A 22,392-nucleotide genomic window follows, 5' to 3' on the forward strand; every position below is an offset into this window, starting at 1 on the left:
GGGCGGCCGAAGGCGCTGCTTCCCTTCCGGGGGCGGCCGCTGCTGGAGCATGCGCTGGGGGTGGTGCGGGCGGCCGGCTGCGGACCGGTGGTGGCGGTGCTGGGGGCGGCGCGGGCGCAGGTCCGGGCGACGGCGGAGACCGGTGACTGCGTCCTGGTGGACAACCCGGACTGGGAGAGCGGGATGGGCTCGTCGTTGCGGGCGGGTCTGGCGGCGCTGCCCGCGGAGGCGCCGGCGGTACTGGTGATGCTGGTGGACACGCCCGGGGTGACGCCGGCGGCGGTGGCCCGGCTGCTGGCGGCGCACCGGGCGGGCGGGGAGCTGGTGGCGGCGGCGTACGGGGGGCGACGGGGCCATCCGGTACTGATCGGGGCGCGGTACTTCGCGGAGGCGGCGCAGGGCGCGCGCGGCGATGCGGGGGCGCGCGCCCTGCTCGCCGCGCACCCCGGGGAGCTGCGGCTGGTGGAGTGCGGCGACGTGGCCGTTCCGGACGATCTGGACACCCCTGCCGACCTGGCGTGTTGGACGGCCGAGGGGCGCGCCGGCGGTGCCCCGTCCGGCGGCGGCCGGAGCTGACTTCCCGTCAGATCCGGCCTCGTCCGGCGCCGCCGGGAGGGGCCGCCGAGTCGGTCGTACGCCCCTTAAGAGACCCTGAGGTTTGCCGTATTCCGTTCCCTCACCTGCCCGGATCAGGGAGGATTGGGGCTGAACCTGCCCAGCCGACACCGAACGGACGGTGCCAGCCATGACCGCAGTGCCGCTGCCCGACGACTTCAGCGACCAGGCGCCCGGGCCCGTGCCGTCGGCGGGCGCCTCCGCGATCCGCTGCCCGGCCTGCCGCCGTGAGCACCTGTACGAGCCCCCGAGCCTGCCGTGTCCGTGCGGGCAGCAGCTGCGGGTGCCGCTGCTGCGCGGCGGCGTGCCGGTGCAGGTGCGGTTCCGCTCCTGGGAGGACTCCTGGCTGAGCATGCGCTGCCCGCACTGCGGGCGCAGCGACCAGTGGCCGCAGCCGGAGTTCACCTGCAACTGCGGCGCCACGGTGCGGCTGCCGGTGGACCGCTCGCCGCGACTGCCGGCGTCCGGCCCGGTGGGGCGGCCCGCCGCGGGCCCGCGGCCGCCGGCCGGCCCGCCGCCGGAGCCGTCGCTGCCGCCGGGGCGGCACCGGCTGCTCCGCCCGCCGTTCCGCCCGCAGCCGGTGCACTCGCCGCAGGACGCGGTGCTGGCCGCGGCCCGCTATCTGCAGTGGCTGGGCTTCGAGGATCTGGAGCTGACGGACGGCCAGGACCGCGAGGGGGCGACGCTGCTGGGCAGCCGGCTGGTGGCCCAGGTGGACACCTGGACGGAGTCGGCGGACGTGAAGGCGGTGGAGTGCCTGTGGATGCAGACGCTGCACAGCGAGGAGATGGCGGCGGCGATGTTCAGCGTCTCCGGGTACTCGCACCAGGCGGTGGTGCGCGGCGAGCAGTTGCTGGTGGCGCTGTTCGCCCTGGACGCGACCGGGCAGCCGCAGCCGGCCAACGGCGCGGCCGAGGCCCTGGTGGAGACGGGCTGGACGTCCTGACCGGACGCGCCCCGGGGCCCGTCCGCGCACGGAGCGGAAGGGGCGGTTCCGCAATTCCGTCGCGCTCGTGATCTGGTGCACAAGCTCGCCCCCGTGTTGAATTGCCGCCACAGCGCAGGACCGAGGGGACGGCCGGGCGTTGCTGGATGGCGCACACAAGGAGGTGGCGTTGTCGGAGCACAGGACGGCCCCGGGGGGCATGGCGGACGCCGTGTGGCGGCTGCGGTCGCGCGGCTGCTGGCAGGAGGCCGCGGAGTTACTGCGGCCCGCTGCCGCGCGCGATCCGGCGGCAGCCCTGGAACGGGCCGAACTTCTGATCGAGCAGTGCATGTTCACGGCCGCGAACTGGGCCGAGGCGGAGGCCGCACTGCGGCTCGCGGAGGCGGTCGCGGGCGGCCCGGAGCAGCGGGCCGCGGCGGCCTGCGCCCGCGGCTTCCTGGCGTACGTGGCCAGTGTGCTGGGCCGCCGCGACCGGCTGGACGAGGCGCAGGCGGCCCTGGGGCGGACATCGGCACTGCTGCCGCCGGACGCCCCGGGCCGGCCGCTGCTCGACTTCCGGCGGGGGCTGGTCGCCGAGAACCTGCTGCACGACCCGGCGGCGGCCAGGATGGCGTACCGGCGGGCGCACGACGCCGCGACGGAGCGCGGCGACGGACTGCTGTGCTCGTACACCTGGCGGCACCTGGCCGGGCTGGCCCAGGCGGCGGGCGACCGGGCGCGGGCGGCGGAGGGCTTCCGCACGTCACTGCGGCTGCGGGAGGAGCTGGGATTCACCGTCGGCGTGGCACCGGCCCTGGCCTCGCTGGCGGAGGTGGCCGAGCCCACCGAGGCGACCCGGCTCCGCGCGGAGGCGGCCCGGCTGGTGCAGGCACTCGGCGGCGTGCCGGTCTGGCTGGTGGCCCGGCTGCCCGCACCGGGCGGCCCGGCGGACGGACGCACGCACGGGGAGCGGTCGCAGGAGGAGCGGCCGAGCGGGGAGCGGCCGAGCGGGGAGCGGCCGCCCGAGCACATCGGGGACGGACTCCGATAAGGTAAGCCTTACCTGTCCGGGGTGAGCAGTGCCCCGGACAGGCAAGCCGCTGCCGACCGCGGGCGCCGCACCCGGGCCCGCATCTCCCCCGGGGTCCGCATGACCGCCATCAGCACCGAGCCGTCCGCCACCGGCGACCCTGTCGGGGAGGGCTACCGCCGGCTCGCCGCCGCCTACCCCGCCCTGCGGATCCGGGCGGGCGAGCCGCCCGCCGGCGAGGGCTGGGTGCGCGGCTCGACCCTGGCCGCCGACCCGCGGGCCGTGCAGGCGATGATCGACCTGGACTCCCGGGCGGGCGAGCGCGACCACGGGGTGCCGCTGCGGCCCGACGTGGCCGCCGGATTCAGCCTGCACCGCTACGCCTGGCCGGTGGCCCTGGCCTTCACCGTCCCGTGGTTCCTGGAACGCCGGGTCCCCGACTGCCGCCGGACCGGGTGGCGATCAACCGGTCCACCGGCGAACTGGCCGTCCGGCCGGTCGAGTCGGTCGTGCTCCCCGGCGACCCGCCGGCCTCCGCGGCGGCCGTGGGCGGCAGGGCCCGCGCCGGCGGTGCGGACGTGCGCGTGGTGCCGGACGAGGCCGCGCTGCGCGCCGAACTCCTGGCCGCCGTCGCCGAGCACCTGGCGCCCGTGGTGGCCGCGTTCCGTCCGCGGGTGCGCCGCGGGCCGCGGACGCTGTGGGGCATGGTCACCGACGACGTCGTCGAGGGCCTGTGGTACCTGGGCGGCCTGTTCGGCGAGGAGGACCGCGCGGCGGCGGAGCTGACCGCCCTGCTGCCGGGCGACGGTCCGGCCCCGTTCGTCGGCGCCGCCGGATTCCGCCACGAGGACGCCATGCGTACACGTACTCGGACGACCTGTTGTCTGTTCTACACCGTCCGCCCGGAGGAGCCCTGTTTCACCTGTCCGCGTCGGCAATCCATGTGATTTCCATTCGGGTATTCGCCGGTATTTCCCCCGGGGCGGTGCATTGCGGCTGATCCGGCCGATCCCGCCGGAATTCTCCGCCATGATGGTCCCGCCGTCCCTACGCAGGAAAGCGAGGCTGGTTCAGGTCATGAGACTGTCCGACATACCGCTGGGCTGGGCCGTGACGGGGGTGGCCGTCCTGGTGGTCGTCGCCGTGCTGGTCGCGTTCGCCCGCAGCCGGGCCACCTCGGCCGCGGGCGGTTCGGATTCCTGGGAGCGCTCGGAGGACCGCCGCCGCCGCAAGGAATCCCTGTACGGGGGCGCCTCGTACACCCTGCTGTTCTGCTGCGCGGCGGTGGCCGCGGCGCTCTCCTTCCACGGCCTGGTCGGATTCGGCGTGCAGAACCTCAACCTCTCCGGCGGCTGGGAGTACCTGGTGCCGTTCGGGCTGGACGGCGCCGCGATGTTCTGCTCCGTGCTGGCCGTCCGCGAGGCCAGCCACGGCGACGCGGCGCTCGGCTCCCGGCTGCTGGTGTGGCTGTTCGCCGGCGCCTCGGCCTGGTTCAACTGGGTGCACGCGCCGCGCGGTTTCGGGCACGCCGGGGCACCGCAGTTCTTCGCCGGGATGTCGCTCTCGGCCGCCGTCCTGTTCGACCGGGCGCTGAAGCAGACCCGCCGCGCCGCCCTGCGCGAACAGGGCCTGGTGCCAAGGCCGTTGCCGCAGATCCGGATCGTCCGCTGGCTGCGGGCCCCGCTGGAGACGTACGCGGCGTGGTCGCTGATGCTGCTGGAGGGCGTGCGCACGCTCGACGAGGCGGTGGAGGAGGTCCGCGACGACAAGCGGACGGCCGCCGAGGACCGTGAGCGCCGTCGGCTGGCGCACCGTCGCGAGCGCGCCGAGATCCGGGCGATCGGCCGGCACCAGGGCGGCTGGCGGCACCGGACGGCCGCCCGACAGTTGGAGCCCGGCGGCACGGAGCCCGCCATAGCGGCCGAACCGGCCCCCGCCGAGGGCCCGGCCGCCTCCCCGGACTCCCCGTCAGGCCCGCCCCCCGCAGCGTCGGTCCGGCAGCCGCGAGCGGGCCCGCCCCGCGCAGCATCGACCTGACACCGGACGACGACACCATCACCCTGCCGCGCCTGGACTCGCTGGAGCAGAAGCTCAAGGACCTGGAGCAGCAGTTCGGCTGAGACCGCACCGGCCCCCGGCCCCGGCACGCCCACGGCGGCGGCCGGGGCACCGGCCGGCCGTCGGCCACCGGTCGTCAGTCGTCCGCGGGGGCACCCGCCTCGGCGGACAGCTCGAACCACATCCGCTTGCCGCTGCCCCGCGGCTCGACGCCCCAGGCGTCGGCCAGCGCCTCGACGAGCATCAGCCCGCGCCCGGAGGACGCCTGCTCGCCCGGGGTGCGGCGGGTCGGCCAGAGGTCTGACTCGTCCTCGACCTCGACCCGCAGCCGGGCCCGCTCGGCACCGGCGCCCGCCTCGCTCTCGGCCGCCGCGGGCTCGCGGTAGAGCCGGGCCGTGAACATCGCGTCCCGGTCGGTGTGCCGGATGGCATTGGTGACCAGCTCGGAGGAGAGCAGTTCGGCGGTGTCGATCAGCTCCGGCACGCCCCAGCGGCGCAGGGCGTCCCGCAGCTCGCCGCGCAGCTCGGCGATGCGCGCCAAGTCCGCCTGGCCGATCCGGCGGCGCAGCTGCTGGGCGGCGAGGCCGCCTGCCGGGCCGTCCCAGCGGAGCAGCAGCAGCGCTATGTCGTCCTCGCGCTCGCTGGAGTCTGCGGCGCCGGCGGCGACCCGGTCGGCGAGCTCCTCCAACGGCTCGCGGGCCCCTTCGTGGGGCGCGGGCAGGTACCCGGAGACGGCATGGCAGAGCCGGGCGAAGCCGGTGTCGAGGTCCATGCCGCGGGCCTCGACGAGGCCGTCGGTACAGAGCACCACCGTCTCACCGGGATCGAGGCTGAACCGGGTGACCCGGTACTCCTCGTCGGGGTCGACACCGAGCGGGAGACCGCCGGCGACCGGCAGGACGGAGGCGGTGCCGTCGGCGCGCCGCACCACGGGGTCGAGGTGTCCGGCCCGCACCGCGTAGACCACGCCGTAGTCGACGTTGACCTCGGCGTACGTGCAGGTGGCGAAGTGGTCGGTGTCGAGGTCGGCGAGGAAGCGCGAGGCGCGGGCCATCACCGCGGCGGGCGGGTGGCCCTCGGCGGCGTAGGCGCGCAGGGCGATCCGCAGCTGGCCCATGATGCCGGCGGCGTGCACGTCGTGGCCCTGGACGTCGCCGATGACCAGGCCCACGTGGCCGCCGGGCAGCGGCACGACGTCGTACCAGTCGCCACCGATCTGCAGGCCGGAGCCGGCCGCGAGGTAGCGGACGGCGGTGGTGACGCCGGGCACCGAGGGCACCGCGCGGGGCAGCATGACGCGCTGCAGGCTGGCGGCGAGCTCGTGCTCGGCGTCGTGCAGCTGGGCGCGGGCGAGGGACTGGGCGACCAGGCCCCCGAGGGTGGAGAGCAGGGTGCGCTCGTCGGTGTCGAGCTCGCGGTCGTCGTCGAAGCTGACGGTGCAGACGCCGATGGCCCGGCCGCTGACGACCAGCGGCAGGAAGGCCCAGGAGCTGCGGCCGACGCCGGAGGCGATCTGCGCCCAGGCCTCGGGGTAGCGCTCGCGGTACTCGTCGCGGTGGGCGATGAAGACCGGGGCGCGGTGCCGGACGGCGTCCGACATGGGGTGGTCGGCGGCGAGCGGGGAGCGGTCGAACTGGGCGATGTGCTCACTGCGGTAGCCGCTGGCCCCGAGGATGGCGAGCCGGCCGGCCTCCAGCGAGGCGAGCACCAGACCGTCGGGCGGCAGACCGGGCAGCGGCAGCTCGGTGAACACCCGGGCGACGTCGCGGACGGTCACGGCCTCGGAGAGCGCGCGGGCGGCCTCCTTGATGAAGCGGGAGCGGTCCTCGCGCAGTGCGGCCATCTCGCCGGCCCGCTCGCGCTTGTGGAGTTCGACGGTGGCGTCCCAGACGAAGCCGACCATCCGGGAGGCGCGGCCGAAGGCGTCCGCGAGGACCCGGCCGCGGAAGCGGACGGCGTGCATCTCGCCGCCGGGGAAGACGGTGCGGTAGTAGGCGCCGCACTGACCGAGTTCGGCGACGGCCCGCTCGACGCGGCGGCGGACCACCGGGGCGTCCTCGGGGTGGAGGAGCGCGAGGAAGGAGGCGGAGCTGCGGTCGAAGCGGTTCTGGTCCAGGCCGAGGATGGCGCAGGCCCGCTGGTCGCCCTCCAGGATGTCGCGGCGGATGTCCCAGTCGAAGGAGCCGATGCCGTTGGCGGCCATCGCCGGTTCGAGCCAGTCGGGCGTGGAGTCACCCGTGCGGGTGGGGAGCCCGTGGTTGCCGGCGGGGACGGAGATGCCGGCGGTCGCCGTCCGCAGTGCGTGCCCGGCGGCGCTTCTGGCCGTCTGTGCCGGTGGGATGCGGCGCGCGGGCCCCTGCGGCTCGGGCTCTGTCGCCATGTCTCTCCTGCCGCTGCCGTGCCGGGCGGTCCAGGGCGGACCGCAGTGGTCGAGTGGTGTCGGATCGGTGTGCCGGGAGGGGGTGACCGGTCGAGAATCCGATCTTCCCGCCGGGGGTTTCCCGCGCACACATTCTCACTAGCCTCTCGTATGTTCGGCAAGGCGGCAATCCCGTGGCGCCATCCGGGTGGCGAATCTGCCGCAGCCGTGACCGTTCGTGCACGTTTCACAGCGCTCCGGGTCAGGACGGTCCGAGCTCGAACCAGGTGACCTTGCCGTCCCCGCGCAGCTGCACCCCCAGTCGTCCGCAAGCGCCTCCACCAGCAGCAGCCCGCGGCCCGAGGTGGCGTGGTCGGCGGGCGCGCGCCGGCCCGGCATCCGGGCGGTGCCGTCGTGGACCTCGATGCGCAGCCGCCGGGCCGGGGTGAGCACCGCCTCGAACACCGCACCCTTCGCCGTGTGCACCAGCGCATTGGTGACCAGCTCGGATGCGAGCAGCTCGGCCGTGTCGGCCAGCTCGGGCACCCCCAGCGGTCGAGCGCCGCCCGCAGCCGGTGCCGGATCGCGCCGACCGCGACCAGGTCCGCCGGGTCCAGCGAGGCGTGCAGGGTGCGGTGCAGCGCGCAGCCCGGCTCGTGCACGGCCGGCGGCCCCCCGACGGAACCGGACGGCGCGGACCGGGTGCCCGCGGGCGGCTGCACCGAGGGCTGCTGGTCCTGCGCGGTGCCGAGCCGGCTCGTCCGATCCCCCGACCGCTGCCGCGGAAACCTTGCCTGACTGTCCATCAATACGCCCCCGCCCCTCTCCGGAACGCCCTCCGGTCCCCCTCCGGGCGGCGTCCAACTGTCGAACATCCTCATGCCCATTCCATCCGCTCCGCAACAGTGCATCCCCGGTCACCTGGGGTGAAGCGGGGCTCGGAGCGGCCGGCGTGATCCTTCCGGCGGGCGGGGGCAGGTTTGACGGGAGCAGGTTTGACGGGAGCACTCCAGGCGGACGGCCGCGTGCCCCGGAGGCAGCGGGGCCGTCGGGCGCGGCCCGCGCCACGGGCGGGGCACGGCGGCGGCGCGCGACCGGAACACCGAGCACTTTGCAGACGGGGCGGGCGCACCGGCCGCGCCGACGGGCACGGCGGGCGACCGCGCGCAACGCTGGACACGCGAGCCCCGGCCGGGTTTCAATGGCCACGGAAGTTTGAACGACGTTCTAAACAGCGACCCGCCACCACGCTCCGACCGACCCGCCCCCCGACCGCCACCCTCGAGTGAGGAACCGTGCGACTCACCCCCACCGAACGGGACCGGCTGCTGATCTTCACGGCAGCCGAGCTGGCCCGCGCCCGCCGCGCCCGCGGCGTACGACTCAACGTGCCCGAGGCCACCGCGCTGATCGCCGACACCGTCTGCGAGGCGGCCCGCGACGGCCGGCGGCTGGCCGAGGCCATCGAGGCCGGCCGCTCCGTGCTGAGCGCCGCCGACGTGCTGCCCGGCGTGCCGGACGTGGTCACCGTCGTGCAGGTCGAGGCGGTCTTCGACGACGGCACTCGGCTCGCCGTGGTGAACGACCCGTTCCGCGGCGCCGGCTCGCTCGGCGAGGAGGCCCCCGGCACGGCCCTGCCCGGCGCCGGCATCGGCTACGACCCGGTCGAGGAGACCGTCGTCCTGCCCGTCCACAACACCGCCGCGGTGCCGATCTCGGTCACCTCGCACTTCCACTTCTTCGAGTCCAACCCGCGCCTGGCCTTCGACCGGGCGGCCGCCTACGGCACCCACCTCGCGGTGCCGGCCGGGTCCTCCGTCCGCTTCGACCCCGGCGCCACCGTCGAGGTCGGCCTGGTGCCGATCGGCGGCGAGCGGGTCGCGATCGGCTTCGCCGGCCTGGTCGACGGGCCGCTCGACGCGCCCGGCGCCAAGGAGGCCGCCCTGGAGAAGGCCCGCGCCACCGGTTACCTGACCCGTTTCGACGACACGGAGGTGGAGTCGTGAGCTCGATCACCCCCCACGACTACATCGCCGTCCACGGCGCCCGCACCGGCGACCGGATCCGGCTCGGCGACAGCGGTCTGATCATCCGGGTCGAGTCGGACTCGCAGGAGCCGGGCAACGAGTTCCTGGCGGGGTTCGGCAAGACCGCCCGTGACGGCCTGCACCTGAAGGCCGCGGCCGTCCGCGAGACCTGCGACGTGGTGATCAGCAACGTCGTGGTGATCGACGCGGTGCTCGGCATCCGCAAGACGTCGATCGGTCTGATCGACGGCCGGATCGCCTCGATCGGCCGGGCCGGCAACCCCGACACCATGGACGGTGTCGAGGTCGTGGTCGGCACCGGCACGACGATCGTCTCCGGCGAGGGAATGATCGCCACCGCCGGCGCCATCGACACCCACGTCCACCTGCTCTCGCCGCGGATCATGGAGGCCTCGCTCGCCTCCGGCGTCACCACGATCATCGGCCAGGAGTTCGGCCCGGTCTGGGGCGTCGGGGTGAACTCCCCTGGGCGCTGCGGCACGCGTTCAACGCCTTCGACGCGTGGCCGGTCAACATCGGCTTCCTGGGCCGCGGTTCGTCCTCCGACCCGGCCCCGCTGATCGAGGCCCTGGCCGAGGGCGGCGCCTCCGGCTTCAAGGTGCACGAGGACATGGGCGCGCACACCCGCGCCCTGGACACCGCCCTGCGGGTCGCCGAGGAGTACGACGTCCAGGTCGCCCTGCACACCGACGGCCTGAACGAGTGCCTCTCCGTGGAGGACACCCTCGCCGTGCTGGAGGGCCGCACCATCCACGCCTTCCACATCGAGGGCTGCGGCGGCGGACACGTGCCGAACGTGCTGAAGATGGCCGGCGTGGAGAACGTCATCGGTTCCTCCACCAACCCCACCCTGCCGTTCGGCCGGGATGCCCTCGGCGAGCACTTCGGCATGATCGTCTCCGCGCACGACCTCAAGGTCGACCTGCCCGGCGACGCCGCGATGGCCCGCGACCGGATCCGGGCCGGCACCATGGGCGCCGAGGACGTCCTGCACGACCTCGGCGTCATCGGCATCACCTCCTCCGACGCCCAGGGCATGGGCCGCGCCGGCGAGACCGTCCGCCGCACCTTCGCCATGGCCGGCAAGATGAAGTCCGAACTCGGCCCCCTCGACGGCGGCTACGGCACCACCGAGAGCGGCGACGACAACGAGCGGGTGCTCCGCTACATCGCCAAGCTCACCACCAACCCCGCCATCGCCCACGGCCTCGCCCACGAGGTCGGCTCGCTGGAGGTCGGCAAGCTCGCCGACATCGTGCTCTGGTGGCCCCAGTACTTCGGCGCGAAGCCGCAGCTCGTCCTGAAGGCCGGCTTCCCCGCCTACGGCGTCACCGGCGACCCGAACGCGTCCACCGACCGGTGCGAACCCCTGGTGCTCGGGCCGCAGTTCGGCGCCCACGGCGCCACCGCCGCCGACATCTCGGTGGCCTTCGTCGCCCAGGCCGCCGCCGACGGCTCCTACCTCGACGTCGCCGCCGACCGACTCCCCACCCGGCGACGGCGCGTCGGAGTCCGCAACACCCGTGGCATCGGCCCGCGGAACATGCTCCGCAACGCCCGGATCGGCCATGTCCAGGTCGAGGCCGACACCGGCCTGGTCTCCCTCGACGGCGAACCGCTGCGCTCCGACCCTGCCGACTCGGTCTCGCTGAGCCGCCTCTACTTCCTCTGATCCCCAAGGACTTGACGCACATGACCAGCAACACCCCCGCCGCCCACGGCTTCCGGATGCCCGCCGAGTGGCACCCGCACGAGCGGACCTGGATGGCCTTCCCCACCGAGAACCCGACCTTCGACAGCCCGGAGCACCTGCACGCCGGCCGCGAGGCCTGGGCGCGGGTCGCCGACACCATCGCCCGCTACGAGCCGGTCACCCTGGTCGTCAACACCGGTGAGAGCGAGGACGCCCGGAAGTACGTCTCCGCCGACGTCGAGATCGTCGAGCGGCCGCTGAACGACGCCTGGATGCGCGACATCGGCCCGAGCTTCCTGATCGACGGCAAGGGCGGGGTCGCCGCCGCCGACTGGATCTTCAACGGCTGGGGCGCCCAGTCCTGGGCCCGCTGGGACAAGGACGAGCAGATCGCCGAGCACATCACCGGGCTCACCGGCGTGCAGCGCTTCGCGTCCCGGCTGATCAACGAGGGCGGCGGCATCCACGTCGACGGCGAGGGCACCGTCCTGGTCACCGACACCGTCCAGCTCGGCGAGGGCCGCAACTCCGACTGGACCCGCGAGGAGGTGGAGGCCGAGCTGCACGCCTTCCTCGGCACCACCAAGGCGATCTGGCTGCCGCGCGGACTCACCCGTGACTACGACGAGTTCGGCACCCGCGGCCACATCGACATCGTCGCCTCGTTCGTCAGGCCGGGCGTGGTCGTCGCACACGTCCAGCCGGACCCTCCCACCCCGACCACGAGGTCTGCCGGGAGCTCGTCGCGATCCTGCGCGCCGCCACCGACGCCCAGGGCCGCCGGCTGGAGGTCATCGAACTGCCCGCACCGACCGTCCTGCTGGACGAGGAGGGCGAGCCGGTCGACTACTCGTACATCAACCACTACGTGGCCAACGGCGCGGTGATCCTCTGCGCGTTCGCGGACCCGCGGGACGAGGAGGCCGCGGCGATCCTCGCCGAGGCGTACCCCGGCCGGACGGTGGAGCTGGTCGACGCCCGGGAGATCTTCGCCAACGGCGGCGGCATCCACTGCATCACCCAGCAGCAGCCGAAGGCCTGACACCCGGGTGGTCCGGGCGGCCGAGCGCGCCCGGCGCCGCGACGGTCGAGTGGGGCGGCCGGCACCTGACGAGGGTGCCGGCCGCCCCGCCGGCGTATCGGGCGGGCGGGATGGCCGGGGCGGCGACCGCGGGGCCGGGGCGGCCACTGGGGGTGCGGGGCCAGGGTGGCACCGGAGTGCGGGATCAGGGCGGACCGGCGCCGGGTTCGTTCACCGTTCATCGATGTCCGGAAATCGGTCTGTCGTTCGGCCCCCTCCGTTCGCCGGTTACGGAGCAGGCGGTCGGCTTGCGAGCATGAGGGACCCGACAGCTCTGCATATGCCAGAAGCACGTGCCGGAGCCGAGGATCCATCAGATCCGCTTCACCCAGGGGGACCACCCGTGTCCGACACCGGTCACAGCACCGACCTCACCCGCCGCCGAATGCTCCAGGGCGCCGGCATCGCCTTCACCGCCGCCGTCGGCACCGCCGTCATCGGCCTCACCGGCCCGGCCGGCACACCCGCCGCCGCAGCCGGGACGGAGGGCACCGAACCCTTCGACGAGATCTACCGCGGCCGCCGGATCCAGGGCCTGCCCGGAGCCGGCGGCACGGGCCACCACCACCACGGCGGGCCGGAGTACACCGTGCTCGTCAACGGCCGCGAACTGCACAGCATGCGCAACGCCGACGGTACCTGGATCAGCGTCATCAACCACTACCAGCCGCAGCCCACGCCGCGCGCGCTGGCCCGCGCCGCCGTCGCGGAGCTGCAGGGCGCGGCCCTCGTCCCGCTCGCCTGAACCGTCCTCCCCGCCCCATCCCCGACCAACCCGTCCCACCCAGGAGGACGACCCATGGCAGTGCGCAAGAACCAGGCGACCCTGACGGCCAAGGAGAAGCGCGACTTCGTCGACGCGGTGCTCCAGCTCAAGCGGCTCGGCCGGTACGACGGCTACGTCAGCACCCACAACCGATTCATCGTCAGCGACACGGACAACGGCGAGCGCACCGGGCACCGCTCGCCGTCGTTCCTGCCCTGGCACCGGCGGTTCCTGCTCCAGTTCGAGCAGGACCTGCAGTCCGTCAACCCCGCGGTGACCCTCCCCTACTGGGACTGGACGGCCGACCGCACCACCTCGGCGAGCCTGTGGGGGGCCGACCTGCTGGGCGGCAGCGGCCGGCCGGGCGACGGCCGGGTCACCACCGGCCCGTTCGCCGGCGCGGGCGGCCAGTGGCCGATCTCGGTGCGGCCGGACAGCCGCGACTACCTGCGCCGCTCGCTGGGGACCGGTGTCGGCCAGCTGCCCACCCGCGCCGACGTCGAGTCCGTCCTCGCCGTCCGGACGTACGACGCCGCGCCGTGGAACAGCTCCTCCGACGGCTTCCGCAACCAGCTGGAGGGCTGGCGGGGCGTCAACCTGCACAACCGCGTCCACGTGTGGGTCGGCGGGCTGATGGGCACCGGCATGTCGCCCAACGACCCGGTGTTCTGGCTGCACCACTGCTTCATCGACAAGCTGTGGGCGGAGTGGCAGCGCCGCCACCCCGACCAGGGCTACCTGCCGACGGTCGCGACGCCCGACGTGTGCGCGCTCGGCACTCCGATGAAGCCGTGGAACGACACCACCCCGGCCGACATGCTGGACCACACCCGGCACTACACGTACGACAGCACGTTCTGACGCTCCGACGGCGGTGCTCCCACCTCCCACCTCATGACCGCCGGGCTTCTGGGCTGCCGGGCGTCTGGGCTTCTGGGCCGCCGGACGAGTGGAACCCACGCGGCGCGGCGCCTGCCGGACGGTGTCCGGCGGGCGTCGCGCCGCCGCTCACGGTGTCATGAGGGCATGACGACACACTGGCTGATCGAGTTCACCGACGAACTGATGAGGATCACGGACGACCTCGACCAGACGCGTGCCGCGGAGTTCGTCCGCAAGGTCTACGAGGCCGGCCGCGAAGCCGGCCACCGCGAGGCGGCCGAGGGCGGCGAGCACAGCGGCTGGTGACGGCCGTGCCGGTGGCCGGGCGGCGCGTGGGCGGGACCTGGGCGGCGCACGGGCGGCTGCGGGTGTGCACGTATCGTGAGAGCCGCTGCGGTGGCCGGCTCCGGAGCGGCGGTGCGCCCGAGCAGCGGGCCGGCGGACCAGTCGGCCAACCGACCAGCCGACCAGCCGACCAGCCGACCAACGGGAGGACGAGCGATGGCCGAACCACGGGCGAGGCGGCCCGCCCGTCCGCGCGAGGAGGTCTTCGCGACCGCCCGGGCGGCCATCGCGGAACACGGCCTCGACAAGCTCACCATGGCCGGACTGGGCAAGCAGCTGCAGATGAGCGCCGGCCACCTCCTCTACTACTTCGGTTCCAAGGACCAGCTGCTGCTGGAGACCCTGCGGTGGAGCGAGGACCAGCTCGGTGAACGCCGCCGCGCCGCCCTCGCCCGACCGGATCTCGACGTCCGGCAGCGGCTCACGGCGTACGGCGACCTCTACCTGCCCGAGGGCCCGGGCGACCCGCGCTGGATCCTGTGGGTGGAGGTGTGGGGGCGCTCGCCCGCCAGCGCGGAGATCCGTCAGGGCCAGCTGGAGATCGAGGCACCGTGGCAGGCCGACCTGGTCGCCCTGCTCCAGGAGGGCATCGACGGGGGCGAGTTCCGGATCCCGGACGGCCGCCCGGGCGACCGCGCCGGCATCGAGGGCCGGGCCCGCCAGATCCGCGCCGTCCTGGACGGGTTCGCCGTCCCGCTCGCGATCGGCCTGCCGGGGGCCGACCGGGCGGACGCGCTCGCCCAGGTCGCGTCGGTGACGACCGCCCTGCTCGGAGCCGGCTGAATCGGACGGCCACGAGCAGCCGGCCACCGGACGGCCCGCCGGGCCCGTGCACCGGGCCGTGCGCCGGGGTACGGGGCTCCGGTGGGGTCACTCCGTCCAGAGCGCCGCCGCGGTGCGGTCGTCCGCATAGCCCTTCGCGCGGACCTGGACCTGCCGCAGGAAGTCGACCGTGCCCGGCGGGTGCGGATGCGCCCAATGACCGGACAGGAAGCGTGCGACGGCGGGCTCGTCCGCGATCGGCCCGGCCAGGCCGGGGGTGCAGAGCAGCAGGATGTCCCCCCTGGTCGCCGGGACGAGACGGAACCGGAACGGCCGTGGCGCCACCGGTGATACGGCGGCGAGCGGCGGCTCGCCGTCCGGGTGGTGGAGCAGCCGGGCGGCGTAGGCGTCGATCCAGTGGCCCGAACGCAGCAGGTAGAGGCCGCCGGGCCCGGTCCCGAAGGCAGCCCGGTAGCCGGCCTCCGGGTCCAACGACACCAGCAGGCAGTGCAGCGACCCGGACTCCCCTCGGCCGGGTGACCGCCGCCCTCGGTACCGATGTCGTCGCGCAGCCCGCCCGCCCGGCCACCGGGCGGGTCACCGGGCACAGCGCCGGTCGGGCCGTCGGCGTCGGCGAGGCCGTCGGGCGCGCGGAACGGCGCGGCGGCGCGGACGGTGAGCCGCTGCAGGCCGTAGCGGAGACGATCGCGGGCGCCCGTCCGGAGGTCGGCGGCGAGTTCGAGTCGGCTGCGGCCGATCGCGGCGGCCAGCTGGCGCGCCGCCTCGGCAGCAGCCGCGGAACCTGCCGCCGCGTCGTCGCCGCGGCCGGGTGCCGCGACCACCGCGAGCAGCAGGCCGTCCGCACCCTCGCCGAACCTGGTCACCAGCAGCGCGTCCCGCCGCGGTTCCCCGCGGAACCGGGCCGAGTCGCCGCGCACCGACACCGCCCGCAGTATGGCCGCCCCGTACTGGGCGCCGTCGACGACGGTGTCCGGGACGATCGCCGCCATGCCGTCCGGCTCGGCGGCCGGCAGGGCGGTCGGCTCCGGTCCGTAGGTGGGCGGCCGTTCACCGACGTACGGCACCGGCGGCTCGACCGGCGCGCGGCGCGGCGAGGGCTGCGGCGCAGCGGGGGACGGGGTGACCTGGGACGGGGTGGTGGGGGACCGCTCGGCCTCGGACGGGGTGGCGGGTGGAACGGGGGACGGCCGAACCGGAGCGGCGCCGGGCTCGGAGAGCCCCGCGGCCGGGGTGGGTACGGGGCTCGCGGGCGCCACGGGCGGCGTGGGATCTGCGGAAGGCGCCGGGGTTGCCGGGGTCGCAGGGGTTCCCGCCCGCCGGTCGGGTCGGGCGGCCGCCCTCGGGTCCGGGCGATCCGGACGGTCCTGGCGTTCCGGACGGTCCTGGCGCTTCGACGGCGGGGTGTAGGGGGCCGGTGCCGGCATGGGACGCGGGCGGCGCCGTTCGGGAAGTGGCGGCGGCGGCGCGACCACGGCCTCGGGCTCGGGTTCGGGCTGCGACTCCCGTTCGGGCTCGGACTGCAGTTCCCGTTCGGGCGGGAGCTCGGACCGGGGTTCCGTCACCGGGTCCGGCTCCTTCCGCAGGTCCGGCACCGGCGCGGGCGTCGGCGGGGCGGCCGGCGATCCGATCACGCCGATCGCCGAGTCGAACCAGTCGTCGACGCTGGGCTCGGACGGTGCGGGAACGGGGTCGGGGTCCGGGTCCGGGTCCGGGTCGGACTCGGAGTCGGGGACGCTGGCCTGATCGGAGTCGGCCGAGGTGGCCGGGGGCTCGACGAAGTCGACCGGCTCGGGGGCCTCGGAGGACTCCGCCGGGTCGGGCCCCGGCGGCGCGGTGCGCTGGGGGCCGATGAGGGTCGCCGCGGTGTCGAACCAGTCGTCGACGCTGCCCTCGCCCGCCTCTGCGCCCGGGGTGTCCGGCAGGGTGCCGGCCGGGCCCGTGTAGACGGAGTGCCACCAGCCGTCGTCCGACCGGTGCTGCGCGGGTGCGCCCTGGTTGCTCACGTGGCGGCTCCTCGTACCGTGTCTGCCGTCTGCCGAGCAGGCTGGGTGTTGCCGGACTCGACGTCGATTCTCCCCAAGGAGAACGACGGTGTCCGGGATTCGGGGACACCCGCCGCTCGCTGGACGGGGCGGCCCGTCGGGTTCCGGCCACCTGGGCCGCGGGCTGACAGGGCCGGCCTGCCTCCGACGAGCAGACATCGAGCGGGAGGTCGGCGGGCGGCCGGCGGGCGGCCCTGCGGGCGACGGGGAGCGACGGGTGCTCCGAAGGCCGCGAATACATGGTCCAAGAGGGGCATCGCATCACTCGATCAGCCCATTAATATGTGCGCATGACCGCGCCCGCACCCGTGACCGCCGAGCCGGAGAGGCCCGTCCGCGTGGGCGGCCACCCGGCAGTGGTGCTGTCGGTGCTGCTGGTTGCAGGTCTGCTGGCGCTCCTGCCGTGCGCGGGCAACGCGAAGGCCGTGGGCCTCGCCGCGCGGGCCTCCCACGCCCACGCGGCCGCCAAGGCCGGCGCAGTCCCCGCAGCTTCGGCCGCGGCATCCACCTCCGCCTCCGCCCCTGACCCGGCTGCCGCACGGCAGAACGGGATCGCCGCCATGTCCCGGGCTCCCCACAGTGACGGGCACCAGGCGGCGCTGTGGGCGGACTTCCCGGGGCGGTCCGACATCTGGTGCACCGCCGACGGCGGCGTTCCGGGGCCGGGCAAGGGCTGCACCAGCCACCCGTTCTGCGGGCCGGGGGCGCAGTTGCCGAACGCCCCGCCGCAGCCCGGCGCGGTCGCGCTGCCGCTGCTGGTGGCCGCCCACGAAGTACCGGCCGCCGTGCCTGTCGACACGCCCTTCGTGTCCGGCCCGGCGCCCGATCTCCATGTCCTGCAGGTCCACAGGTCCTGAGCGGAACCCACCGACGGACGCCACCGGGACGCCCCGGGGTGCCCGTCGGCTCCGCCACCCCCACCCCTCTCGCCACACTGCCGTGCCCGAGCGCGCGGCGGAGACAAGGACAACTCATGGGTTCCGCCTCCAAGCAGTCCAAGCCCACGTCGGGCAACCCCGGCAACCGCCAGAGCCAGGCCGACCGGCAGGCCGACCGCAAGGCCCGGATCGCCGAACTCCGCGAGGCCGAGAAGCGTCGCGACCGCCGCAACAAGATCATCGCCTTCAGCGTGGCCGGCGTCCTGGTGGCCGGCATGATCGGCGCCGGCGCCTGGATCGCCCTGGACGCCAAGCACACCAAGGACGCCAAGGCCGCCGCGGCCAAGGCCCCGATCACCGGCGTCAAGACGTACAGCAACCTGTCGCGCAACCACGTCGAGACCAAGGTCACCTACCCGCAGACCCCGCCGGTCGGCGGCGACCACAACCCGGTCTGGCTGACCTGCATGGGCAACGTCTACGACAAGCCCGTCCAGAACGAGAACGCGGTGCACTCCATGGAGCACGGCGCCGTCTGGGTCACCTACAACAGCAAGGCCTCGGCCGCCGACATCAAGACGCTGTCGACCAAGGTGAAGGCCACCCCGTACTCGTTCATGAGCCCCTACCCCGACGAGAAGGGCACCGTCACCCTGAGCGCCTGGGGTACCCAGCTGGTCGTGGACAGCGCCAGTGACCCGCGAGTGGAGCAGTTCTTCACCAAGTACGTCGAGGGTCCGCAGACGCAGGAGCCCGGCGCCTCCTGCAGCCAGGGTGCGATGCAGTGACCCGCCGCAACAAGGCCCGGACGGCCGGGCGCGGCGACGAGCTCGACCGCGGGCTCGACGAGGGCTTCGGCGGCGGCCTCGACGACGGAACGGCCGCGGCCGTGACCGCGGGTGCGGTGACCGCGGCGCGGCCCTCGCGTCGGCGGATGATGTGGTGGCCCGCCGCGCTGGCGGCCGTGGTGGCGCTCTGCCTGGGGCTGCCGGCACTGGTCGCGGGCAGCGGCTCGGCCAGCGGGTCTTCGGTGGCGGCCGCGCCGGCCTCCGACTCCCCGAGGCCGGGTTCGCCCGCGACATGTCGACGCACCATCAGCAGGCGATCGACATGTCGTTCATCGTCCGCGACCGCACCCAGGACCAGGCGGTCCGCCTGCTCGCGTTCGACATCATCAACACCCAGGCCAACCAGCGCGGGATGATGATGGGCTGGCTCGACCAGTGGGGCCTCACCCAGAGCACCGCGGCCAAGCCGATGGCCTGGATGGACCACACCTACGAGGCCCACGACGGCTCGCTGATGCCCGGCATGGCGACCAACGCCGACCTGGACAAGCTGCGCGCGCTGTCCGGGAAGGACGCCGAGGTGTACTACCTCCAGCTCATGATCGAACATCACAAGGGTGGTGTGGCCATGGCCCAGGGTTACGTCGACCGCTCGACCAATGCGGTCGAGAAGCGGCTCGCCCAGAGCATGGTCAACGGTCAGCGGGGCGAGATCGACCTGATGACCGACATGCTGCAGAAGCGGGGCGCGAAGCCGCTCTCCTGAGCGTCGCCCGCACCGGGCGAACGCCCGGAGCAGGGCACGCGAGGCGGGGTGGACGGGGCCGGGCGGCCCCGTCCACCCCGCCTTCGTCGTCGCCTGCGTCGTTGCCTGCACCGTCGATGTGGCGGGGCCTGGCGGGCGCGGGTTGCGGCACGGCGGGAAGCCCGGAAGCGTCCACCGGCCCGCGCTAGCGGCGGACGTCCCGTCCGGGAACGCAGAGACGGACCGCGGCCAGCGCAGTGACCGTGAGCAGCGCGAGCACCGCACGCCCCCGGCGACCGCACCGGCGACGTGCACGCCCAGCACGGGCAGCGCCGTGCCGAGTGCAGTTCCCAGGCTGCGCACCATGTTCACCATGCCACCGCCGACAGCCGAACTCTTCGCCGGAATGGCTCGCATGACCAGCGCATTGTTCGCCGGCAGCAGCAGCCCGAGGCCGTAGCCCGCCACCGCGAGCGGCAACGGCGCCAGCACCGCCGAGAGCGGCAGGACTGCCAGGGCACCGAGTCCGGCCGCCGCCACCAGAGCACCCACCCGGCCGCGCGTCCCGTCGCACCACCGCCCGGGCAGCAGGACGGACCCGGCCGTGGCCGCCAGCGCGAACGCGGCCGGCAGCGCCGTGATCACCAGGCCGGCCGTCGCAGCCGGCACGCCCGCATCGGACAGCATCGCCGGGCCCAGCACCAGCGGACAGAACAGCAGCAGGTAGCCGATCAGCGCCACCCCCAGCCCGGCCCGCACACCCGGAGTGTTCACCAGGCCGGGCGCAATGATCGGACGGTCGGCCCGCTGCTCCTGCCGCGCCAGCGCCACCGCGAGCACCACGGCGGCCGCGAAGAGGACGGCCACCGCCCAGCCCGGCAGCGGGAGTCCGGACGCCGCCGAGAGAGCCAGCAGCAGAGCGGTCGACGCCCCGGCCAGCAGACCCAGCCCGAGCAGGTCGAAGCGGGCCTCACCGCGGGCCCCGTCCACGAGGGTCGGCGGGACGCTCCGGGCTGCCCCGATGGTGGAGGTGGTCGCCGCGGGGGTGGCGGCCGTGGGGAGGAGGATCGTTGGGGTCGGCGGATTGCTGCGGGGCAGCAGGAACCAGCCCGCGAGCAGACCCAGCACGCCGATCGGGACGTTGATCCAGAAGGCCCACCGCCACGAGGCGTGCGCGACCAGGAACCCTCCGACTGACGGACCGAGTGCGAGGCCGAGCGCCTGGGCGGCCGCCTGAATCCCCAGCGCGGTCCGCATTGCGGGCGCCGGCACGCCGCGAGCCACCAGAGCGACGCTGTTGGCCTGCATCATTGCGCCGCCGACCGCCTGGACGGCCCTGCAGACGACCAGCGTCCACAGCCCTCCGGCGAGCCCGGCGGCGAGCGACGCGGCGGCGAAGACGGCGAATCCGCCCAGGTACATGGTCTTGCGACCGACGGAGTCGGAGAGCCGGCCGACCGGCGCCAGCAGGGCGACGAGGACCAGCAGATAGGCGAGGGAGACCCACTCGACGGAGGCGAAGCCCGTACGGAAGTGCTGTTCCAGAGCCGGAAAGACCAGGGCCGTGATGCTCGCGGTCAACTGGCCGAGAAAGGCACCGAGACAGACCGTCGCAACGGCGAGCCAGTGCGCGTGCGGCCAAGCCGCGACGGCACGTGGTCGAGGGCGCTCTGCGAGCTGCAGGGCTCCGTCGAGCAGCCGGGAGCGAGGATGAGGTGAGGGCACGGCTGAATGTTATATCGGCAAGCGACATAGTCGCCATCAGACCATCTCGTCAAAGGAGCTTTACTGCTCGCCACCAGAGCCTGTCGGCGTGCGCACGTCTCCGCGTCCGTACGGATCCCTGACCGCGTCCATCGGCATCGAGGCCCGTCGCTGTCCGCGAGAGTCGGATGCCGCGTATTTCACTGCCCGCGTACATCGGCATCCGCACACCTCGGTGCCCGAAGGCCCAGGCATCCTCACGACTCGGCGGCCGAGCCCGGCTGCACCCGACTCAGTATGCGGCCGACCCGCAGACGCTTCTCTCGGCCACCGACCTTGTCGGCTGCCGCCCTGGTCGATGGCCGAGGCAGGGGCACCGAGCCGATACGCTGTCCGCCATGTCGGAGCCGTCTCACCCCGTGCCACAGTCCGTTTCGGAGTTCTCCTCGATCGAGGAGGCTGCCGGGATCGAGCGCGCACAACGGCTCACCGACGTGATCACCCGGCTGCGCCGGGCACTGCGCAGCAGCATCCGCACCGACTACCCCTGGGAGTCGCTGCCGATGGCCCAGGTCGAACTCCTTCAGACCCTTGCCGCGGCGCCGTTGCGGGTGGGTGAGCTGGCAGCCCGCCAACGCCTTGCGCCCAACACGGTCAGCGGCCTCGTGGGCAAGCTCTTGGAGGCCGGGTTCGTCGACCGGCAGGCCGATCCGGGCGACCGACGTACGGCCCGGATCGCACTCACCGCAGCCGGCCGGCGCCAGCTCCTCGACTGGCGTCGCGCCCACGAACGCCGACTGGCCGATGCGCTGGAGAGCCTCTCGACCACCGATCGCGACGCGGTGATGGGCGCGCTGCCCGGCCTCGAACAGCTGGCCCGGGCCCTCGCCGGGACCGACGACCGCACCGTCTGACACCCCAGACCGGTCTGACCGACCGGTCGGTCGGTCAGACCAGCCGAACCGGGCGAGGCGGACCCGCCCGGGCGCCGCCCGCCATCTGCCGCAGCCCGGCGCGCGCCGCCCTCAGAAGAGCGCCGCCCCACGTTCGAGGTCCAGCAGCCAGCGCTTCCTCTCGACACCGGCAGCGAACCCGGTGAGTGCGCCGCTCGCCCCGACCACCCGGTGGCACGGGCGCACCACCAGCAGCGGATTTGCCCCGACCGCCTGGCCGACTGCCCGGACTGCCGTCGGGGACAGCCCTGCCGCGGCCCCGAGTTCGCCGTAGGTCACCGTGGCGCCGTACGGGATGTCGTCCAGGGCGGCCCAGACCCGTTGCCGGAAGTCCGTGCCGACCGGGGCGAGCGGCACATCGAAGTCGGTGCGCTCGCCGGCGAAGTAGGCCGTCAGCTGCTCGACGGCGGGTGCCAGGGCCTCCGGGTCGGCAAGCCAGTCCGCCTGCGGCTCCGCGACCGCGCCGCGCTGCCCGGGGGCGGTCACCGCGACGAGCGCCGCCGGGCCGTCGCCGACGACCCTACCGACGACCAGGAGTTGCCCGATCGGACTGGCCATCGTGGTGAACACCGTGACTGCGGCCCCGTCCGGCGCGCCGCCCCTCCCACGGCCGGGCTCGCCCGCCGCAGCGCCCGCGCCCGCGCTCGCGCCCGCACCACCGCCGATGCCGGCACCGGCGCCGGCACCCGGACGCACA

General features: G+C 74.5%; 15 protein-coding genes and 6 pseudogenes. 16 read left to right on the plus strand and 5 right to left on the minus strand.

Annotation, left to right across the window (positions count from 1 at the left end):
* The first annotated feature begins 15 nt into the window (after positions 1–15).
* The 5 genes and pseudogenes from ABEB13_RS11605 (at position 16) to ABEB13_RS11625 (ending at position 4,690) form a co-directional block, all read left to right on the plus strand.
* On the plus strand, positions 16–576 hold the full coding sequence (locus ABEB13_RS11605) for a nucleotidyltransferase family protein (RefSeq protein ID WP_345709634.1): 561 nt from the start codon (positions 16–18) through the stop codon (positions 574–576).
* A gap of 169 nt (positions 577–745) precedes the next feature.
* Positions 746–1,561 (plus strand): hypothetical protein, encoded by an 816-nt coding sequence (locus ABEB13_RS11610; protein WP_345705448.1) that lies wholly within the window; start codon positions 746–748, stop codon positions 1,559–1,561.
* Between the two features lie 199 nt (positions 1,562–1,760).
* Positions 1,761–2,591 carry a hypothetical protein gene (locus tag ABEB13_RS11615; RefSeq protein ID WP_345705449.1) on the plus strand — a complete coding sequence of 277 codons (831 nt, stop codon included), beginning with the start codon at positions 1,761–1,763 and terminating at the stop codon, positions 2,589–2,591.
* Between the two features lie 99 nt (positions 2,592–2,690).
* Positions 2,691–3,517, plus strand: a pseudogene (locus tag ABEB13_RS40505) (iron-sulfur protein).
* Positions 3,518–3,647: 130 nt separating this feature from the next.
* A pseudogene (locus ABEB13_RS11625) lies at positions 3,648–4,690 on the plus strand (DUF2637 domain-containing protein).
* Between the two features lie 74 nt (positions 4,691–4,764).
* Here the strand turns inward: ABEB13_RS11625 and ABEB13_RS11630 are convergent.
* Both ABEB13_RS11630 and ABEB13_RS11635 read right to left on the minus strand, forming a co-directional pair.
* On the minus strand, positions 4,765–7,008 hold the full coding sequence (locus tag ABEB13_RS11630) for a SpoIIE family protein phosphatase (protein WP_345705451.1): 2,244 nt from the start codon (positions 7,006–7,008) through the stop codon (positions 4,765–4,767).
* Between the two features lie 138 nt (positions 7,009–7,146).
* The gene (locus ABEB13_RS11635; protein WP_345705452.1) at positions 7,147–7,533 is read right to left on the minus strand and encodes an ATP-binding protein; all 387 of its coding nucleotides are present in this window, start codon (positions 7,531–7,533) and stop codon (positions 7,147–7,149) included.
* Between the two features lie 749 nt (positions 7,534–8,282).
* Here ABEB13_RS11635 and ureA point away from each other — a divergent pair.
* From ureA to ABEB13_RS11670, 7 genes and pseudogenes are all read left to right on the plus strand, one after another.
* On the plus strand, positions 8,283–8,993 hold the full coding sequence (gene ureA / locus ABEB13_RS11640) for an urease subunit gamma (RefSeq protein ID WP_345705453.1): 711 nt from the start codon (positions 8,283–8,285) through the stop codon (positions 8,991–8,993).
* A pseudogene (locus ABEB13_RS11645) lies at positions 8,990–10,707 on the plus strand (urease subunit alpha). Before ureA ends, ABEB13_RS11645 begins: the two are co-directional and overlap by 4 nt.
* A 20-nt stretch (positions 10,708–10,727) precedes the next feature.
* A pseudogene (locus ABEB13_RS11650) lies at positions 10,728–11,770 on the plus strand (agmatine deiminase family protein).
* 382 nt (positions 11,771–12,152) lie between these two features.
* Positions 12,153–12,554 carry an apotyrosinase chaperone MelC1 gene (gene melC1, locus ABEB13_RS11655; protein WP_345705454.1) on the plus strand — a complete coding sequence of 134 codons (402 nt, stop codon included), beginning with the start codon at positions 12,153–12,155 and terminating at the stop codon, positions 12,552–12,554.
* 54 nt (positions 12,555–12,608) lie between these two features.
* Positions 12,609–13,436, plus strand: a complete 828-nt coding sequence (gene melC2, locus ABEB13_RS11660) for a tyrosinase MelC2 (RefSeq protein ID WP_345705455.1) — start codon at positions 12,609–12,611, stop codon at positions 13,434–13,436.
* Positions 13,437–13,601: 165 nt separating this feature from the next.
* A complete protein-coding gene (locus tag ABEB13_RS11665) occupies positions 13,602–13,763 on the plus strand; it encodes a hypothetical protein (protein WP_157818894.1) in 162 nt (53 codons plus the stop codon).
* 195 nt (positions 13,764–13,958) lie between these two features.
* Positions 13,959–14,585, plus strand: a complete 627-nt coding sequence (locus ABEB13_RS11670; RefSeq protein WP_345705456.1) for a TetR family transcriptional regulator C-terminal domain-containing protein — start codon at positions 13,959–13,961, stop codon at positions 14,583–14,585.
* An 87-nt stretch (positions 14,586–14,672) separates the two neighbouring features.
* Here the strand turns inward: ABEB13_RS11670 and ABEB13_RS11675 are convergent, their stop codons facing one another.
* The gene (locus ABEB13_RS11675) at positions 14,673–15,062 is read right to left on the minus strand and encodes a hypothetical protein (RefSeq protein WP_345705457.1); all 390 of its coding nucleotides are present in this window, start codon (positions 15,060–15,062) and stop codon (positions 14,673–14,675) included.
* A 1,855-nt stretch (positions 15,063–16,917) separates the two neighbouring features.
* Here ABEB13_RS11675 and ABEB13_RS11680 point away from each other — a divergent pair.
* The 3 genes and pseudogenes from ABEB13_RS11680 to ABEB13_RS11690 all read left to right on the plus strand — a co-directional run bounded on the left by ABEB13_RS11680 (position 16,918) and on the right by ABEB13_RS11690 (position 19,059).
* Positions 16,918–17,484, plus strand: coding sequence for a hypothetical protein (locus ABEB13_RS11680; RefSeq protein ID WP_345705458.1), 567 nt, complete (start codon positions 16,918–16,920; stop codon positions 17,482–17,484).
* A 116-nt stretch (positions 17,485–17,600) separates the two neighbouring features.
* The gene (locus ABEB13_RS11685) at positions 17,601–18,293 is read left to right on the plus strand and encodes a thioredoxin-like domain-containing protein (protein WP_345705459.1); all 693 of its coding nucleotides are present in this window, start codon (positions 17,601–17,603) and stop codon (positions 18,291–18,293) included.
* Positions 18,294–18,442: 149 nt separating this feature from the next.
* Positions 18,443–19,059, plus strand: a pseudogene (locus tag ABEB13_RS11690) (DUF305 domain-containing protein).
* A 372-nt stretch (positions 19,060–19,431) separates the two neighbouring features.
* Here ABEB13_RS11690 and ABEB13_RS11695 read toward each other — a convergent pair.
* A pseudogene (locus tag ABEB13_RS11695) lies at positions 19,432–20,763 on the minus strand (MFS transporter); the annotation flags it as partial.
* Positions 20,764–21,161: 398 nt separating this feature from the next.
* Here ABEB13_RS11695 and ABEB13_RS11700 point away from each other — a divergent pair.
* Positions 21,162–21,656 (plus strand): MarR family winged helix-turn-helix transcriptional regulator, encoded by a 495-nt coding sequence (locus tag ABEB13_RS11700; RefSeq protein ID WP_345705460.1) that lies wholly within the window; start codon positions 21,162–21,164, stop codon positions 21,654–21,656.
* Positions 21,657–21,767: 111 nt separating this feature from the next.
* On the opposite strand, the gene ABEB13_RS11705 is transcribed toward ABEB13_RS11700, so the two are convergent.
* A complete protein-coding gene (locus ABEB13_RS11705; RefSeq protein WP_345705461.1) occupies positions 21,768–22,253 on the minus strand; it encodes a methylated-DNA--[protein]-cysteine S-methyltransferase in 486 nt (161 codons plus the stop codon).
* Positions 22,254–22,392 lie beyond the last annotated feature (139 nt).

It is taken from the genome of Kitasatospora paranensis (assembly GCF_039544005.1).
GTDB lineage: Bacteria > Actinomycetota > Actinomycetes > Streptomycetales > Streptomycetaceae > Kitasatospora > Kitasatospora paranensis.

What these genes read in the sequence shown, in the direction of transcription:
- ABEB13_RS11610 (WP_345705448.1), top strand. Translation starts at nt 746, where the DNA reads ATGACCGCAGTGCCGCTGCCCGACGACTTCAGCGACCAGGCGCCCGGG.
- ABEB13_RS11615 (WP_345705449.1), top strand. Translation starts at nt 1,761, where the DNA reads ATGGCGGACGCCGTGTGGCGGCTGCGGTCGCGCGGCTGCTGGCAGGAG.
- ABEB13_RS11630 (WP_345705451.1), bottom strand. Translation starts at nt 7,008, where the DNA reads ATGGCGACAGAGCCCGAGCCGCAGGGGCCCGCGCGCCGCATCCCACCG.
- melC2 (WP_345705455.1), top strand. Translation starts at nt 12,609, where the DNA reads ATGGCAGTGCGCAAGAACCAGGCGACCCTGACGGCCAAGGAGAAGCGC.
- ABEB13_RS11665 (WP_157818894.1), top strand. Translation starts at nt 13,602, where the DNA reads ATGACGACACACTGGCTGATCGAGTTCACCGACGAACTGATGAGGATC.
- ABEB13_RS11670 (WP_345705456.1), top strand. Translation starts at nt 13,959, where the DNA reads ATGGCCGAACCACGGGCGAGGCGGCCCGCCCGTCCGCGCGAGGAGGTC.
- ABEB13_RS11680 (WP_345705458.1), top strand. Translation starts at nt 16,918, where the DNA reads ATGACCGCGCCCGCACCCGTGACCGCCGAGCCGGAGAGGCCCGTCCGC.
- ABEB13_RS11685 (WP_345705459.1), top strand. Translation starts at nt 17,601, where the DNA reads ATGGGTTCCGCCTCCAAGCAGTCCAAGCCCACGTCGGGCAACCCCGGC.
- ABEB13_RS11705 (WP_345705461.1), bottom strand. Translation starts at nt 22,253, where the DNA reads ATGGCCAGTCCGATCGGGCAACTCCTGGTCGTCGGTAGGGTCGTCGGC.